The sequence below is a fragment of the Tateyamaria rhodophyticola genome (assembly GCF_047777875.1).
In the GTDB taxonomy this organism is placed as follows: Bacteria; Pseudomonadota; Alphaproteobacteria; order Rhodobacterales; family Rhodobacteraceae; genus Tateyamaria.
The window spans coordinates 38,034-53,617 of sequence record NZ_CP180519.1; the positions used below are offsets into that span (position 1 = coordinate 38,034).

Sequence of the window (15,584 nt, forward strand, 5' to 3'; positions counted from 1 at the left end):
AAAAATCCCCCCCGGAGGGCCCGCTTGCCACGATGCGCCTAGTTCACCAATACGGACGCAGCGGCGGCGGCGGCGCTTTCCACACCAAACATGTTCACCATGGGCAGGATCGACACGAACATCAGGACGGCAGATGCCATCAGCATCCCCCACAGAACGGGCGACTTGCCCCCGTTCAGACCTTCTTCCTGCGTGTCACCAAAATACATGAAGAACACGATGCGCAGATAGTAATAGGCCCCGATCACGGACGCGATCACACCCGCAATCGCCAGCCATTCCAGACCGCCTTCATAGGCGGCGCGCAGCACATAGAGCTTGCCAAAGAACCCAAGGAAGGGCGGCACACCGGCCAGCGAGAACAGCAGGACCAGCATCGCCATCGCCTTGCCCGGCTCGCGGCGGTAATACATCCGCAGCGCGCCGATATCCGTCACCGGCTGCCCATCCTTTTCCATCATCAGGATAAAGGCAAAGGTGCCGACGTTCATCGTCACGTAAATCGCCATATAGATCAGCATCGCCTGCACACCCAGAACGGTGCCCGCCGCCAGGCCCATCAGGGCATAGCCCATATGCGCGATGGACGAAAACGCCATCAGCCGCTTGATATTGGTCTGACCAATCGCGGCAAACGCGCCGAGGAACATCGACAGAACCGCCAGCAACGACATCACCTGCTGCCAATCCGCAACCGCCCCGCCAAAGGCGTCATGCATCACGCGCGCAAAGAGCGCCATGGCCGCAACCTTGGGCGCGGTGGCAAAAAAGGCTGTGACCGGAGTGGGCGAGCCTTCGTAGACATCCGGCGTCCACATGTGGAACGGCACGGCCGAGACCTTGAACGCAAAGCCCGCCATCAGGAACACCAGACCAAAGAGCAGGCCCAGCGACACGTCATCCGACGCCACCTGGATGATGCCCGAAAACAGCGTGGTCCCGGCATAGCCATAGATCAAAGACGCACCATAGAGCAGCAGACCGGACGACAAAGCGCCCAGCACAAAATACTTCAGCCCGGCTTCGGTCGATTTCACCGAATCCCGGCGCAGCGACGCGACGACGTAAAGCGCCAGCGACTGCAGTTCAAGCCCCATATAGAGCGCCATCAGATCGCCCGCCGACACCATCATCATCATGCCCACGGCCGCCAGTGCGACCAGCATCGGGTATTCGAACCGGAGCAATCCGCGCTGCGACATGTACCCTTCGGACATCAGCAGAACCGCCGCCGCAGACACAAGGATCGTCACCTTGGCAAAGCGCGAAAACGCGTCGTCCACGAACATGCCACCGAAGGCGACGTTTGTCCCCTCGCCCGCGAACCCGATCCAAACGGCAATCGCAAGGAACACCGCGGACGTCGCCCACACCAGAGGCGAGGCCATCCCGTCCTTGGACGTATAGACTGCGCCGAGCAGGCCCAGCATTGCAAAACAGGCCAGCAGGATTTCGGGCAGAATGATTGTGAGGTCAGCAGCCATTGGTCAGGTCCTCAAGTAACGGAGTGGTAGGACATAAAACATATCCTTAATTCGAGGCCACTTGCGTCGCGGCCTCAGCCGCGGCAAGCGCCGTATCATATTGGGTGACAAGGGCCGCCACCGACGGGCCAATCACATCAAGGATCAGCGCCGGGTACACGCCCAACAGCAAGGTCATGACGACCAGCGGGGCAAAGATCGCCTTTTCCCGGCGGGTCATATCGGTGATCGACTTGAGGCTTTCCTTGATCAAATCGCCCATGACGACCCGACGATAAAGCCACAGCGCATACGCCGCCGAGAAGATCACACCGGACGTCGCCACCAGCGCCACCCAGGTGTTGACCTGGAACACCGCCATCAGGGTCAGGAATTCACCCACAAACCCGGACGTGCCCGGCAGACCCACATTGGCCATGGTGAACAGCATAAAGATCAGCGCATAGGCCGGCATCCGGTTCACCAGACCGCCATAGGCATCAATCTCGCGCGTGTGCATCCGGTCATAGATCACGCCGACACAGAGGAAGAGCGCGCCAGAGATGAACCCGTGGCTCAGCATCTGGAAGATCGCACCATCAATCCCCTGCTGGTTCGCCGCAAAAATGCCCATGGTGACAAAGCCCATGTGGGCCACGGACGAATACGCGATCAGCTTTTTCATGTCGTCCTGCACCAGCGCCACCAGCGAGGTGTAGACAATGGCAATGGCCGACATCCACAGGACCAGCGGCGTCATCACTTCGGACCCCACCGGGAACATCGGGATAGAGAACCGGATAAAGCCGTACCCGCCCAGCTTCAGCAGGATCGCGGCCAGCACAACCGACCCCGCCGTGGGCGCCTGCACGTGCGCATCAGGCAACCATGTGTGTACCGGCCACATCGGCATCTTGACCGCAAAGCTGGCAAAGAACGCAAGGAACAGCAGCGTCTGCAACCCGCCCACGATCTGAATGCCGAGCAGGCTAAAGCTCTCGAACGCAAAGTTGTGGCTCAGCAGCGCCTCGATATCCGTGGTGCCTGCGTCGGCATACATGCCGACCATCGCCACCAGCATCAGCACGGAGCCAAGGAAGGTGTAGAGGAAGAACTTGAAGCTGGCATAGATCCGGTTCGCCCCGCCCCAGATCCCAATGATCAGGAACATCGGGATCAGCCCGGCCTCGAAGAACAGGTAGAACAGCACCAGATCCAGCGCCATGAACACGCCAAGCATCAGCGTTTCCAGCAGCAGGAAGGCAATCATGTATTCCTTGACCCGCGTGTTCACCTCCCACGACGCCGCAATCACCAGCGGCATCATGAACGTGGTCAGCATCACGAACAGAACGCTGATCCCGTCCACACCCATCTTGTAGGTGAGGCCCATGACCCACGTGGTTTCCTCAACGAACTGGAACCCGGTGTCATTGCGATCAAACCCGAACAGGATGAACAGCGACACAAGGAAGGTGGCGGATGTGGCGAACATCGCCACCCATTTGGCGTTGCGGTTCGCGGCTTCGTCATCGCCACGCAGGAACACCGCGAGGATCAGCGCAGCCAGCGCCGGGGTGAAGGTGACGATGGAAAGAAGGTTGTCCATCAGAAGAGCCCCCCGAGTAGATCAGTAAAGAAGAAGACGATCAGGGCCAGCGGCAGAGCCACGACCAGCACTGCGACAAAGACGGACAGATACGCCATGGTGCCGACAAACAGGCCCGCACCGCCCGCGACCAACGCCGCACGGGCAAGCCCGCGCTGCCACCACAACGGCGCGCCGAGAAAGAAGGCGGCGACCATCATGAACAGGACGCAGGCCCCGGTCAGCAGCCAGAACTGCAAGGGAAGTGCCTCAAGCATCAGTTTGCGCCCCCGCCCAGCGTCATCCACGTGACAAGGACCGCAATCCCGATCACCATCGCAAACGCATAGGTAAAGATATAGCCGGACTGCGCCCTGCCTGCGAGGCGGGTAAAGAACGGCACGATGCCCATGGACACACCATTGATGGTGCCGTCGATGACGTTGCCGTCCCCTTTCTTCCACAGCTGTTTGCCGATCCACAGGGCGGGCTGAATGAAGACGTAGTTATAGAGCTCGTCAAAGTACCACTTGTTCTTGAGGAACAGGTAGAGGGGTTGCTGGTTCTCCGCCAGACGCTTGGGCAGCGCGGGGTTCTTGATATAGAACCAGAAGGCCACGACGAACCCAAGCAGCATCGCGACAAACGGCGACAGCTTGACCCAAGTCGGCACGTAATGCGCCTCGTGGATCACGGTGTTTTCCGGCGCCATGTAGACACCAGCCTCACCCGGCTCGCCTGCCATGACATATTTCAGCTCGGACGCTTTGGGGCTGCGTTCGGCCACGGCTTTCTTGATCTCTTCTGCGGGTGCTTCGTACTCGCCACCAAAGAAGGTAATGATCTCGTTCGGCTTGCCGAAGAAGCTGGAATACCAGATCGCACCGGCAAAGATCGCACCAAGGCTCAGAACGCCAAGCGGGATCAGCATGACCATCGGGCTTTCATGGGCGTGCTCATGCGTGTGCTTGTCCCCGCGCGGCTCCCCCCAGAAGGTCAGGAACATCAGACGCCACGAGTAGAACGACGTGAACAGCGCCGCGATCACCAGCGCCCAGAAGGCAAAGCCGGACCCGGCGGCATATGCGCTTTCTATCACCGCATCCTTGGACGCGAACCCGGCAAAGCCGATCCAGCCCGACAGCGGGATACCCACCCCGGTGATGGCCAGCGTGCCGATCAGCATGGTCCAGAACGTCACGGGCAGCTTTTTGCGCAGCCCGCCATAGTTCATCATGTCCTGCTCATGGTGCATGCCGTGGATGACGGAGCCCGCGCCGAGGAACAGCATCGCCTTGAACCAGGCATGCGTGAACAGGTGGAACATCGCCACCGGATAGGCACCCACGCCCGCAGCCACGAACATGTATCCAAGCTGCGAACAGGTCGAATAGGCGATCACGCGTTTGATGTCGGTCTGCACCAGACCCACGGTCGCGGCAAAAAATGCCGTGGCAGCCCCCAGAGCCGTGACAAACGCCATCGCCTCTGGTGCGAACTCCATCAGCGGCGACATGCGGCAGACGAGGAACACGCCCGCCGTCACCATCGTCGCCGCGTGGATCAGCGCCGAAACGGGTGTCGGGCCTTCCATCGCGTCGGGCAACCACGTGTGCAGCAGCAGCTGCGCCGATTTGCCCATTGCCCCGATGAACAGCAGGAAGGCCAGCAGGTTCGCCGCGTTCCACTCGGTCCACAGGAAGGTCAGCTGCGTCTCCGCCAGCTCGGGTGCTGCGGCAAACACGTCGTCAAAGTTGATGCTGTCGGTCAGGTAGAACAGGCCAAAGATGCCAAGCGCAAAGCCGAAATCGCCCACCCGGTTGACCACAAACGCCTTGATCGCGGCGGCATTGGCCGACGGCTTGCGGTAGTAGAACCCGATCAGAAGATAGGACGCGACGCCCACCCCTTCCCAGCCAAAGAACATCTGCACGAGGTTGTCGGCGGTCACCAGCATCAGCATCGCAAAGGTGAAGAACGACAGGTACGCGAAAAAGCGCGGCTTATAGCTTTCGCCTTCGCGCCATTGCGGGTCGTGATCCATGTAGCCGAAGGAATAGAGGTGCACGAGGCTGGAGACGGTCGTGATCACGATCAGCATGATCGCCGTCAGCCGGTCGAGGCGGATGGCCCAATCCGTGCTGAGGCTGCCCGACTCGATAAAGCGCAGGATCTGGATCTGTTCCGTCGTGCCGTCAAAGGTGATGAACACGATCCACGACAGAACGGCGGACAGGAACAGCAGGCCCGTCGCAATCCAGCAGGCCGCAGCCTCGCCAAACAGACGCCAGCCGAACCCGCACAGAAGCGCGCCAACCAGAGGGGCAAAGAGGATGATGGTTTCCATTGTGACTTAGCCCTTCATCACGTTGACGTCTTCGACGGCGATGGTGCCGCGGTTGCGGAAGAAACAGACAAGAATCGCAAGGCCAATCGCCGCCTCCGCCGCGGCCACGGTCAGCACAAACAGTGTGAACACCTGCCCCACGAGGTCATCCAGGAAGGACGAGAACGCCACGAGGTTGATGTTCACCGCGAGCAGCATCAATTCGATGCTCATCAGCAGGATGATGATGTTCTTGCGATTCAGGAAAAGCCCGAAGATGCCGATGACGAACAGCGTCGCCGCGACAGTGAGGTAGTGTTCAAGTCCGATCATCGGTCGTTCCCAGTCTGGCTGTGGCGGGTCATCCCGCCAGCTTGAATTCCGTCTTGTCCCCCCGCGCCTCTGGATAGAGGACGGCGCAGGCGCAGGGCTCTGCGGTGAGGGTCGTGATGTCTATGTCCATGGCCGTGCCGCCCAGATCGGCGGCGATGCGGTCAAAGGTGGCAAAGGCGCGGGCGCCGTTTTCGTGACGCTCCACGATGGCAAGCGCCTTGTCGGTGCGATCAAACGGCAGGCGCGTGCCCATGTTGTCTTCTGCAGTCCGGAAGGTCAGCGCCGCACCGGGCGCGCAATCCACGATCACAAAGGATGTCGCTGTCCCTTCCTGGCTCCACCAATCGCGCCACATCACGCGGCCCTCACCCATATCGCGGTGGTCCGCCTCTCCGCCATGGGAGATGTGCGTGGTGCGGTCGCAATCGGTCAGGGTGAGGGCCACGGCCTCTCCCGACAGACATGCGACAAGCGCCGCCAGATATGCGCACCGTGTGGTCAAATCAGATGCCCTGCCCCGGTTTGACGTCCTTGAGCTCCATGGCCTTGGCCGGATCGCGGTACATCTGCGCCAGCACGTCCTGACGCTTGACGTCATCGCGGTGGCGCAGGGTCAACACAATCGCGCCCACCATCGCCACCAGCAGGATCAGACCCGACAGCTGGAACAGCAGGAAGTACTGATCATAGAGGATCATGCCCAACGCTTCGGTGTTGTGCCGGTCAACTGGCGTAACCTGTGCGCGCAGCCCTTCGGCAGCGGCATTGGATTCCCACGCGCCAAAGGCCATCACGAACTGCATCAGGATCACAACGGCAATCAGCAGCGCGAGCGGCATATACCGCGCCATCTCCGCCTTCAGCTCTGCAAAATCCACGTCGAGCATCATGACGACAAACAGGAACAGCACCGCAACCGCGCCCACATAGACGATGATCAACAGCATCGCGACGAATTCCGCCCCCAGCAGCACGAACAGGCCCGCCGATGACAGGAATGCAAGGATCAGCCACAAAACCGAATGCACCGGGTTTCGGCTGACGACGGTGAACAACCCGCCTGCGATCACGGAAATCGCAAAGAGATAGAAGGCAAATACGGTCATGTCTTGTCCTCGTCTGAACCCATCACCTCGTTGGCCAGCCCCATTGCGCGGGTCGTGGCGGGCACGCCGGCGAACATCGCCATCAGGCCCAGGGTCTCGGAAATCTGTTGGTCGGTGGCACCGGCCTCGCGGGCGTGGCGCACGGTCTGGCGAATGGCGGTATCGGCCTGCGCCCCTTGCATGGTCAACCCTGCCAGCGTCAAGAGCAGACGTGTTTTCGCGTCCAGCCCGTCCGGGTTCACCGCATTGCCGAACCACGCCTCCATCATCTCTTTGGACATGGTGGGCCACATCGCCTCGAACGCCTTGGGATCAAATCCCATGGAGGGGTCAAACCCCTTGGACGGGTCAAAGGCGGACATCTGCGGAAAGGCTTTGGCCATCTCCTGCATCTGCGCCATCATCGCAGCGAACGGGTTGGTGTCGTCGGTCATGTCAGCCCCCGCAGGCGGGCTTCGAGCCCCTCGATGGCCGCGGTCCATTCCGCCGCCGTGTCATCCTGTTCGGCCCAAAGTTCCGCAATCTCGGAATTGTCGGACGCAACGCGGCGCACGGCGCTCAGCGCCAGCGTGATCAGCGTGTCGTCCTCGGCCACACCGTCGGAATGCTCCATCAGGGTGTCGAGCCCGTCCGCCTCAATCCCGTCGGGCGGCGCGCCAAAGGAAGCGGCCACGACCTCGGCTGCGGCGCGGGCCGCAACGCCCTCATCATATTCCAGATAATCACCCGGGCGCGCCGACGCCGCCGTTTCCAAAGCGGTACGCACGGCCTCTTCGCCTTCGGACGCATACGCCTCCTCGACCCAGTCGAGTGCGCTGTCATCCTGTAATATGCCTACGCCCCAAGCGCCCATGTCAGCCCGCGTCGTCCTTACCTGTAGGGTGCGTCAATCTCGAGATTGCGCGCAATCTCGGCTTCCCACCGCTCACCATTGGCGAGCAGTTTGTCCTTGTCGTAAAACAGCTCTTCGCGTGTTTCCGTCGAGAATTCGAAATTCGGCCCCTCGACAATGGCATCAACCGGGCACGCTTCCTGACAGAACCCGCAATAGATGCACTTGGTCATGTCGATGTCATAGCGCGTGGTGCGGCGGCTGCCGTCTTCGCGGGGTTCCGCGTCGATAGTGATCGCCTGCGCCGGGCACACGGCCTCACACAGCTTGCACGCGATGCAGCGTTCTTCGCCATTGGGATAGCGGCGCAGCGCATGTTCGCCGCGGAACCGGGCCGACAAAGGCCCCTTTTCATGCGGGTAATTCACGGTCGCCTTGGGGGCAAAGAAATACTTCATCCCCAGCTTCATCCCGACCCAGAAATCGTGCAGCAGGAAATACTTGGCGGCGCGGTTATAATCGATCTGCGTCATCTCGTCAGTCACCTCCCATTGAATCGTTCTGGTGCATGTAGGCCCACGCCTTGAGGGCGGATACGACCTCGCCCATGTCGGCCTTGGTGAATGCGTTTTCGTCGTCGGTTGTGCCCACGGCAAATTCCGACATCAGATAGGTCGCCAGATCATCCAGGTGATGCTCCGGCGCTTCGTTGATCGCTTTGGCCAGTCCCATGATCAGCCTCCCACGGTCCAGCGGGCATAGATGCCCCAGAACCAGTCGAACTTGGCCGCAAAGGCCACGAACACGACCCAGAAGAGCGAGAACGGCAGGAACACTTTCCATCCCAGACGCATCAGCTGGTCATAGCGGTACCGGGGCGTGATCGCCTTCACCATCGCGAAGATGAAGAAGAAGAACGCCATTTTCGCGACCATCCAAAGCGGGCTGTCCGGGATGAACGGGATGGGCGACAGCCAGCCGCCAAAGAACAGTAGCGAGATGAGCGCGCACATCAGGAAGATGGCGATGTATTCCCCGGCCATGAACAGAAGGAATGGCGTGGAGGAGTATTCCACCTGATAGCCCGCAACCAGCTCCGATTCCGCTTCCGGCAGGTCGAATGGCGGGCGGTTCGTTTCCGCCAAACAGCTGATAAAGAACAGGAAAACCATCGGCAGGTGCGGCAACCAGTACCAGCCGAAAAAGCCGTATGCCGTGTCCTGCGCGTTCACGATTGACCCGAAGTTCATCGAGCCGGTGGACAGGATCACGCCGATGATGATCAGGCCGATCGATACCTCATAAGAGATCATCTGCGCCGCTGACCGCAACGAGCCGAGGAACGGGTATTTCGAGTTGGACGCCCAGCCCCCCATGATCACGCCGTAAACCTCAAGCGAGGAGATCGCGAGCACATAGAGAATAGCGACGTTGATGTCCGACAGGACCCAGTTGTCGTTGAACGGGATCACGGCCCACGCCACCATCGCCAGCACAAAGCTGGTCATGGGGGCGAGCATGAACACCGTCTTGTCAGCACCCGCGGGCACGACGACCTCTTTGACGACATATTTCAGCGCGTCCGCCACAGTTTGCAGGAGGCCATAAGCGCCCACCACGTTGGGGCCGCGCCGCATCTGGACCGCGGCCCAGATCTTGCGGTCGCCATAGACCAGGAACAGCAGCGAAATCATGACAAAGGCCACGACCGCCAACACCTGTGCGACGATGATGACGGCCATGCCGCCTGTTGTGGTAAAGAAATCAGCCATCAGTCCTCACACCGTCGGTATTCCCTTCTCCGCACAGGCAGCAGCCACGACTTCGGCGTCGATGGTCTTGATGCCCTGCGGCAGGGCTGGCGAGATGGTGTAAACAGCATCCGCCGTCCACACGCCAGCCTCTTCGTTGACATTCGTGCGCAAATGACGCGCAAATCCCCAACCGCGGATCAGCGTATAGCCCGCCGCCGCGCATTCAGCATAGTTCGCCACATCCCGCGAGGTGATCGCGTTGGTCATGGACACGTTGAACTGCACCAGATCATCGGCCAAAAGCTGCGTTTCCACCCCGCGATAATCGGGAATGAACTGCTCCGCCGTCGGCACGGTCTCGCAGGCCGCAAGGGGCATGCACGTTATGAGCCACGCGGCCTTCATTCGGCAGCGAGCGCCTCTGTGCTGCGGGCCTTGGCGTTTGCGCTCAGTTCGGCCATCAGCTGGCTGGCGCGCGCGATGGGGTTGGTCAGGTAGAAATCGCCGACCGCGTAATCGAAATCGCCAGACCCAAGCGTGCCCGCAGGCTCCGCCGTCCAGCCATTGTCGGCCACCACGTCAACGTCGCCCAGATGCGGATGCGCCTTGACGATGGCCTGCCGCAGGGCGGCGAGGCTGTCATAGGGCAGCGTCGCGTCCATCTCGCCCGACAGCGCGCGCAGGATGGCCCAGTTTTCCTTGGCCTCCCCGGGTGCAAAGCTGGCGCGGGCGGCCAATTGCGGGCGGCCTTCGGTGTTCACGAACAGCCCACCCTCTTCGGTATAGGCCGCACCCGGCAGGATCACATCGGCGCGGTGCGCGCCCCGGTCGCCGTGGCTGCCCTGATAGATGACAAAGGCGCCATCGGCGATGTCGACCTCGTCCGCGCCGAGGTTATAGATAACATCCGCCGCCTGCACCGCGGCCATGGCGTCCGGGTTCGTGGCGCCAACATCCATTGCACCCACGCGCGATGCGGCGGTGTGCAGGACCAGCAACTTGGATGACGCGGCCTCTGCCAACGCTTGCGCAGCAGCCAGCACCGCAGCACCGTCTTCGCCTTGCAGCGCGCCCTGGCCAACGATGATCACACCGCCTTCCTTGTCGGAATGATCCGCCTTGAGCAGGGTTTCAACCGCCTCGCGGCCCGCGCCCAATTCGGTGACCGGGTACGTGAGATCCACCGATGGGCCAATACGGCCAACGGTTGCCCCGGCCAGATAAGCCTTGCGGATGCGCGCGTTCAGCACGGGTGCTTCGATTTTCGGATTGGTGCCGATCAACAGGATCATGCCGCCGTCTTCGATATCCTCAACGCAGGCATTGCCCACATAGGCCGAGCGGTTGTCCGAGGGCAGCTTGGCCCCGTCGGTGCGGCATTCGACAACGCCGCCCTGCCCTTCGATCAGCTGTTTGAGCGCGAATGTCGCCTCGACCGGGGCAAGATCGCCCACAAGACCGGCCAGTTTCGACGCCCCCTTGATCGCTTCGGCCGCCTTGCCCAAAGCCTCGGGCCATGTGGCGGGGCGCAGCTTGCCGTTTTCACGCACATAGGGCTTGTCCAGACGCTGACGCCGCAGACCGTCCCAGACAAAGCGCGTCTTGTCCGAAATCCATTCCTCGTTCGTGCCGTCATGGTTCAGCGGCAGGAAGCGCATCACTTCGCGCCCCTTGGTGTCCACGCGGATGGACGAGCCAAGCGCATCCATCACGTCGATGCTTTCCGTCTTGGTCAGCTCCCAAGGACGGGCCGTAAACGCATAGGGTTTCGACACCAGCGCGCCCACAGGGCACAGGTCGATGATGTTGCCTTGCAGGTTCGAATCGAGCGTCTCACCCAGATAGGATGTGATTTCGCTGTCCTCGCCGCGCCCGGTCTGGCCCATCTGCGTGATGCCCGCCACCTCGGTGGTAAAGCGCACACAGCGGGTGCAGGAAATGCACCGCGTCATGTGCGTCTCGACCAGCGGGCCCAGATCCAGGTCATCCACCGCACGCTTCGGCTCGCGGAAGCGGGAGAAGTCGACGCCGTAAGCCATCGCCTGATCCTGCAAATCGCACTCGCCGCCCTGATCGCAGATCGGGCAATCCAGCGGGTGGTTGATCAGCAGGAACTCCATCACCCCCTCGCGGGCCTTCTTGACCATGGGGCTGTTGGTTTTCACCACGGGCGGCTGGCCCTCGGGACCGGGGCGCAGGTCCTTGACCTGCATCGCGCAGGAGGCCGCAGGTTTGGGCGGGCCGCCCACGACCTCGACCAGACACATCCGGCAATTGCCCGCGATCGACAAACGTTCGTGATAACAGAACCGGGGGATTTCGATCCCGACCTCTTCACAGGCCTGGATCAGGGTCATCGCCCCGTCCACTTCAATCTCGTTCCCGTCGATGACGATCTTGCGCAGGTTGCTCATGTATCAGTTCATCCTTAGCAGCGCGCCGATCTGGCCGCCTTTTTCAATCTCAACACGCCCAAGGGCGCAATAGGTATCGGGTGCGCCCGTGCGCACCCCTGCCGCCGCGAGGTAGCGGTCGCGCTCCGCCTTCAGCCGCGCCTTTTCCACGTCCGACTTGCGATAGGCGTCAATCTCATCATCGGTATAGCCCAGATCCCGCGCCGTCCCCTTGAGACCGTTCACCACGCTCAGCGCTCGGATCAGCCGTGCCGAAATGTCGGGACAGTTCTTGCGGATCTCATCCGCGATACCGACGGCCAGAATGGTCCGGTCGATCTCGGGCACATCCCGCAAAGGGGGTTTGGCCGAAGCGGTGCTTGCTCCAATGGCAAGTATGAAAGCTAGTGTCATTGCGCGCATCTTTTCTCTCCACTTGGGTGTCGCTTGGACAAATGTGGAAAAGCAATCATCTGCTATGCAATAACAACGCGCGGCACAAGCCGGTAGCGCGCAAAATGTCGCCTTTTCTCGGTAACGATTACGCCGGGGTACAGGTGCCGCGCAGCAGCAGGCGGTCATTGGCGATGGTCAGCGTACCATCCTCGCCATCCGGGCCGGCAATCCATTCGATGTCGGAGGAGCCGAAATTCTTGATGCAGTAGCGGATTGCCTCGTGCCGACCGGCCGCCCGCGCCCCGTCCAGAGAGGCAGAAACCGGGCTGACCGTGACTTCGAATTCGTCGCGCTGCCTGTCGACATTGGACGAGGTCGAGCGGAAAAACACACCGTCAAACGCCACCCTGTCCGCACGCCGTTCCTGACACGCGCTGACCACCAGCACGGCAATCAAGGCAAGCGGGGCAAATCGGATCTTGGTCATGGCTGTCTCCACCTCTTGGCGCGTCATGGGTGCGTCAAACGGGGGGATTTTGCAAGGGCTCACAGCGGGTCAGAGGCCGAATGCCTCTTCGCGCTCCGCCATGGTCATCTTGGTCATGCCGCTGGCGTTCAACTCATGCACGGGCCGGATGTAACAGCTGACAACGGCCCAGCCCCGTTCCATATCCGTGAGTTGCGACACAAACTGATGCGGGTTGGCCTTGATCATGTCGCGCACCTTTTGCGCCATGGCCTGATCGCTGTCCTCATCGTTCCAACTGCGGTTCGACCCATGGCTGATCCGGCCCAGGGCGAGGAAATCACCCGCCGGTGCCTGGCTCTTGGGCAACAGGTGATCCACGTCCCGGCCCAGCGATGTCCGAGGCATCACCGCATCAAAAGCGTCACGATACGTCCCATAGGACCGCTCGACATAGACCGTCGCCCACTTGTTGCGCGACAGCACGAACACCTTGGACGGGTCGCGCCGCCCGATACGGAACACCTCCACACTGGGCAAAAGCGCATCCGCCTTGCCGATGGCAGGTGCGGGCCATTTGATGCCTTGGGCGCGCATCGCGGCCCCGTACTGACGGGCGGTGGTCGGAGGGGCCATGGGATGTCTCTTATCTGGGGACGAATTGGCCAAGTGTTCCACGATTCTGGCAACGGACCAACCGGGGGAATTCCCTACCCCGTGACGTGGTCCCAGCCAAAGGCATGATCGCTGTTGCCATGCGCGCCAAGGTGGGCTAGCCGGTCAACCGCTTCCGCGACACTCGGAATGTGCCCTTCCGGCACCCACCACATCACGAGCCGCGTGCCTTGTTCGACATCGTCATACCACTCGGCCTTACGGTCATAGAATTGCTTGTGCACGGTCTGGAAGACAAAGTGGCGGAAACTCTCCACATCCCGCCACACCGAAAGGGTCGACGCCGTGCGCGGATTGCCACCCAGAACGCCCTGCACATCGAGCTGGGCCGCCTCCATATCCTCGTTTTCCATATGCCAGATATAGCCGGGCGCGCGCCGCGCGATGTCATAGACCCGGTCGAGATTGTTAGCGAAATCCGCAATGCGCGGGTCGTCCCAATCGTATTTCAGAATGCCAATGTTGAACTCAGCGAGGGGCATGGTTCTTTATAGGGAAACCAGGAAACGGCCGTACTTATCATTGCGCTGAATCATTGTTTGGCCAGCTTCACACCAAGAAGCTGTTTCAGCCACAACGATATCATATTCGGCGATGAACGCTAAGCCATCTTCCTGCACGCGTCGTTTGTTCAAGCGACGGAACGCCCTGTCCAACTGTGCGCGAGACACCCCGTTTGCCTCCGCTATTGCAACGATCCTCTGTTCTTCGCCACTCCGAGCGCCTTGCTTCAGGCGAATTGAACCACAACGTTTCGCAACCTGTTCAGCGAGCAAAACTGGAAGTGATTCAACATACACTCTTTCAGCCAGCGCCGGATCGATTACCTGCTCCGGCGTGCCAGTCGACTCTGGCGTAACACCTTCCGCACATGCGCAAAGCGTCAACAGAACTCCAACAATACTCAGTTTCACCAATTGAATCATTTTGGCCGTTCTACTCCGCCGCGATCCGCTTGTCCGCAATCCGGTCCTCAATCTCGTCCCGGAAATTCTTGATCAAGCCCTGGATCGGCCAGGCCGCCGCGTCGCCAAGCGCGCAGATCGTGTGGCCCTCGACCTGCTTGGTCACGTCAAGCAGCATGTCGATCTCCTCGACCTCCGCCTCGCCGCGCACCAACCGGTCCATCACGCGCATCATCCAGCCGGTGCCTTCCCGGCACGGCGTGCACTGGCCACAGCTTTCGTGCTTATAGAACTTGGACAAACGCCAGATCGCCTTGATGATATCCGTGCTCTGATCCATGACGATCACGGCTGCGGTGCCAAGGCTCGACCCTTTCTCCTTCAGTGCGTCGAAATCCATGATCGCATCGCGCATGTTCTCACCGCGCACACACGGCACGGACGACCCGCCGGGGATAACCGCCTTGAGGTTGTCCCACCCGCCACGGATGCCGCCGCAATGCTTGTCGATCAGCTCTTCGAAACTGATGCTCATCGCCTCTTCGACGACGCAGGGGTTGTTCACGTGGCCCGAGATCGCAAACAGCTTGGTGCCCGCATTGTTCGGACGTCCAAAGGACGAAAACCACGACGCCCCGCGGCGCAGGATCGTCGGTACAACGGCGATGGATTCGACGTTGTTCACCGTGGTGGGGCAGCCATAAAGACCCGCGCCCGCCGGGAACGGCGGTTTCATCCGCGGCATGCCCTTCTTGCCCTCAAGCGATTCCAGCAATGCCGTTTCCTCGCCACAGATATAGGCCCCTGCCCCATGGTGCAGGTAAATGTCGAAATCCCAACCCGAGCCAGCGGCGTTCTTGCCCACCAGACCGGCATCATAGGCCTCGTCAATCGCGGCCTGAAGCGCTTCTTTCTCGCGGATATACTCGCCGCGGATGTAGATATAGCAGGCATGCGCGTTCATCGCGAAGGACGCGATCAGGCACCCTTCGATCAGGGTGTGCGGATCATGGCGCATGATCTCGCGGTCCTTGCAGGTGCCCGGCTCTGATTCGTCTGCGTTCACAACAAGGTACGCCGGACGCCCATCGCTTTCCTTGGGCATGAACGACCACTTGAGACCCGTCGGGAACCCCGCGCCGCCGCGCCCGCGCAGACCCGAATCCTTCATCTCCTGCACGACCCAGTCGCGCCCCTTTTTGATCAAACCGCCGGTGCCGTCCCAGTGCCCCCGGGCCTGCGCCCCTTTGAGCGTGCGGTCGTGCATCCCGTAAAGGTTGGTAAAGATGCGGTCCTTGTCGTCCAGCATGGGTGTCATCCTTTGCCTTTGATCGCGGCGCGCCCCGC

General features: G+C 61.0%; 20 protein-coding genes. All 20 read right to left on the reverse strand.

Features of this window, described 5'->3' with window-relative positions; translation table 11 throughout:
• Window positions 1-38: 38 nt before the first annotated feature.
• Complete coding sequence (gene nuoN / locus ACERHN_RS01460) at window positions 39-1,484, reverse strand: NADH-quinone oxidoreductase subunit NuoN (protein ID WP_415920871.1); 1,446 nt, start codon at window positions 1,482-1,484, stop codon at window positions 39-41.
• Between the two features lie 46 nt (window positions 1,485-1,530).
• Window positions 1,531-3,072: an NADH-quinone oxidoreductase subunit M gene (locus ACERHN_RS01465; protein ID WP_415920872.1), complete on the reverse strand. Its 1,542-nt coding sequence runs from the start codon at window positions 3,070-3,072 to the stop codon at window positions 1,531-1,533.
• The gene (locus tag ACERHN_RS01470) at window positions 3,072-3,329 is read right to left on the reverse strand and encodes a hypothetical protein (protein ID WP_415920873.1); all 258 of its coding nucleotides are present in this window, start codon (window positions 3,327-3,329) and stop codon (window positions 3,072-3,074) included. Before ACERHN_RS01470 ends, ACERHN_RS01465 begins: the two co-directional genes overlap by 1 nt.
• Window positions 3,329-5,398, reverse strand: coding sequence for an NADH-quinone oxidoreductase subunit L (nuoL, locus tag ACERHN_RS01475; protein WP_415920874.1), 2,070 nt, complete (start codon window positions 5,396-5,398; stop codon window positions 3,329-3,331). Before nuoL ends, ACERHN_RS01470 begins: the two co-directional genes overlap by 1 nt.
• Window positions 5,399-5,404: 6 nt before the next feature.
• Complete coding sequence (nuoK, locus tag ACERHN_RS01480) at window positions 5,405-5,710, reverse strand: NADH-quinone oxidoreductase subunit NuoK (protein WP_011569388.1); 306 nt, start codon at window positions 5,708-5,710, stop codon at window positions 5,405-5,407.
• Between the two features lie 28 nt (window positions 5,711-5,738).
• Window positions 5,739-6,212 (reverse strand): hypothetical protein, encoded by a 474-nt coding sequence (locus ACERHN_RS01485; protein WP_415920875.1) that lies wholly within the window; start codon window positions 6,210-6,212, stop codon window positions 5,739-5,741.
• A gap of 1 nt (window position 6,213) precedes the next feature.
• Window positions 6,214-6,816, reverse strand: a complete 603-nt coding sequence (locus ACERHN_RS01490) for an NADH-quinone oxidoreductase subunit J (RefSeq protein ID WP_415920876.1) — start codon at window positions 6,814-6,816, stop codon at window positions 6,214-6,216.
• The gene (locus tag ACERHN_RS01495) at window positions 6,813-7,250 is read right to left on the reverse strand and encodes a carboxymuconolactone decarboxylase family protein (RefSeq protein ID WP_415920877.1); all 438 of its coding nucleotides are present in this window, start codon (window positions 7,248-7,250) and stop codon (window positions 6,813-6,815) included. The genes ACERHN_RS01490 and ACERHN_RS01495 overlap by 4 nt, the downstream gene beginning before the upstream one ends.
• Window positions 7,247-7,669 carry a DUF4259 domain-containing protein gene (locus ACERHN_RS01500; RefSeq protein ID WP_415920878.1) on the reverse strand — a complete coding sequence of 141 codons (423 nt, stop codon included), beginning with the start codon at window positions 7,667-7,669 and terminating at the stop codon, window positions 7,247-7,249. The genes ACERHN_RS01495 and ACERHN_RS01500 overlap by 4 nt, the downstream gene beginning before the upstream one ends.
• A 17-nt stretch (window positions 7,670-7,686) precedes the next feature.
• Window positions 7,687-8,181 carry an NADH-quinone oxidoreductase subunit NuoI gene (nuoI, locus tag ACERHN_RS01505; protein ID WP_415920879.1) on the reverse strand — a complete coding sequence of 165 codons (495 nt, stop codon included), beginning with the start codon at window positions 8,179-8,181 and terminating at the stop codon, window positions 7,687-7,689.
• Between the two features lie 4 nt (window positions 8,182-8,185).
• Window positions 8,186-8,380 (reverse strand): hypothetical protein, encoded by a 195-nt coding sequence (locus tag ACERHN_RS01510; RefSeq protein WP_415920880.1) that lies wholly within the window; start codon window positions 8,378-8,380, stop codon window positions 8,186-8,188.
• Window positions 8,381-8,382: 2 nt separating this feature from the next.
• On the reverse strand, window positions 8,383-9,420 hold the full coding sequence (gene nuoH / locus ACERHN_RS01515; protein ID WP_415920881.1) for an NADH-quinone oxidoreductase subunit NuoH: 1,038 nt from the start codon (window positions 9,418-9,420) through the stop codon (window positions 8,383-8,385).
• A gap of 6 nt (window positions 9,421-9,426) precedes the next feature.
• Window positions 9,427-9,780 carry a hypothetical protein gene (locus ACERHN_RS01520; protein WP_415920882.1) on the reverse strand — a complete coding sequence of 118 codons (354 nt, stop codon included), beginning with the start codon at window positions 9,778-9,780 and terminating at the stop codon, window positions 9,427-9,429.
• Window positions 9,781-9,803: 23 nt separating this feature from the next.
• On the reverse strand, window positions 9,804-11,816 hold the full coding sequence (gene nuoG, locus ACERHN_RS01525; RefSeq protein ID WP_415920883.1) for an NADH-quinone oxidoreductase subunit NuoG: 2,013 nt from the start codon (window positions 11,814-11,816) through the stop codon (window positions 9,804-9,806).
• Between the two features lie 3 nt (window positions 11,817-11,819).
• Window positions 11,820-12,209, reverse strand: a complete 390-nt coding sequence (locus tag ACERHN_RS01530; RefSeq protein ID WP_415920884.1) for a DUF5333 domain-containing protein — start codon at window positions 12,207-12,209, stop codon at window positions 11,820-11,822.
• A gap of 127 nt (window positions 12,210-12,336) precedes the next feature.
• Window positions 12,337-12,705 (reverse strand): hypothetical protein, encoded by a 369-nt coding sequence (locus ACERHN_RS01535; protein WP_415920885.1) that lies wholly within the window; start codon window positions 12,703-12,705, stop codon window positions 12,337-12,339.
• 42 nt (window positions 12,706-12,747) lie between these two features.
• The gene (locus tag ACERHN_RS01540) at window positions 12,748-13,293 is read right to left on the reverse strand and encodes a hypothetical protein (RefSeq protein WP_415920886.1); all 546 of its coding nucleotides are present in this window, start codon (window positions 13,291-13,293) and stop codon (window positions 12,748-12,750) included.
• A 74-nt stretch (window positions 13,294-13,367) separates the two neighbouring features.
• Complete coding sequence (locus ACERHN_RS01545; RefSeq protein WP_415920887.1) at window positions 13,368-13,814, reverse strand: DUF3291 domain-containing protein; 447 nt, start codon at window positions 13,812-13,814, stop codon at window positions 13,368-13,370.
• A gap of 6 nt (window positions 13,815-13,820) precedes the next feature.
• Window positions 13,821-14,258 carry a DUF5333 family protein gene (locus ACERHN_RS01550; RefSeq protein WP_415920888.1) on the reverse strand — a complete coding sequence of 146 codons (438 nt, stop codon included), beginning with the start codon at window positions 14,256-14,258 and terminating at the stop codon, window positions 13,821-13,823.
• A 10-nt stretch (window positions 14,259-14,268) separates the two neighbouring features.
• A complete protein-coding gene (nuoF, locus tag ACERHN_RS01555; RefSeq protein ID WP_415920889.1) occupies window positions 14,269-15,546 on the reverse strand; it encodes an NADH-quinone oxidoreductase subunit NuoF in 1,278 nt (425 codons plus the stop codon).
• Window positions 15,547-15,584: the final 38 nt, after the last annotated feature.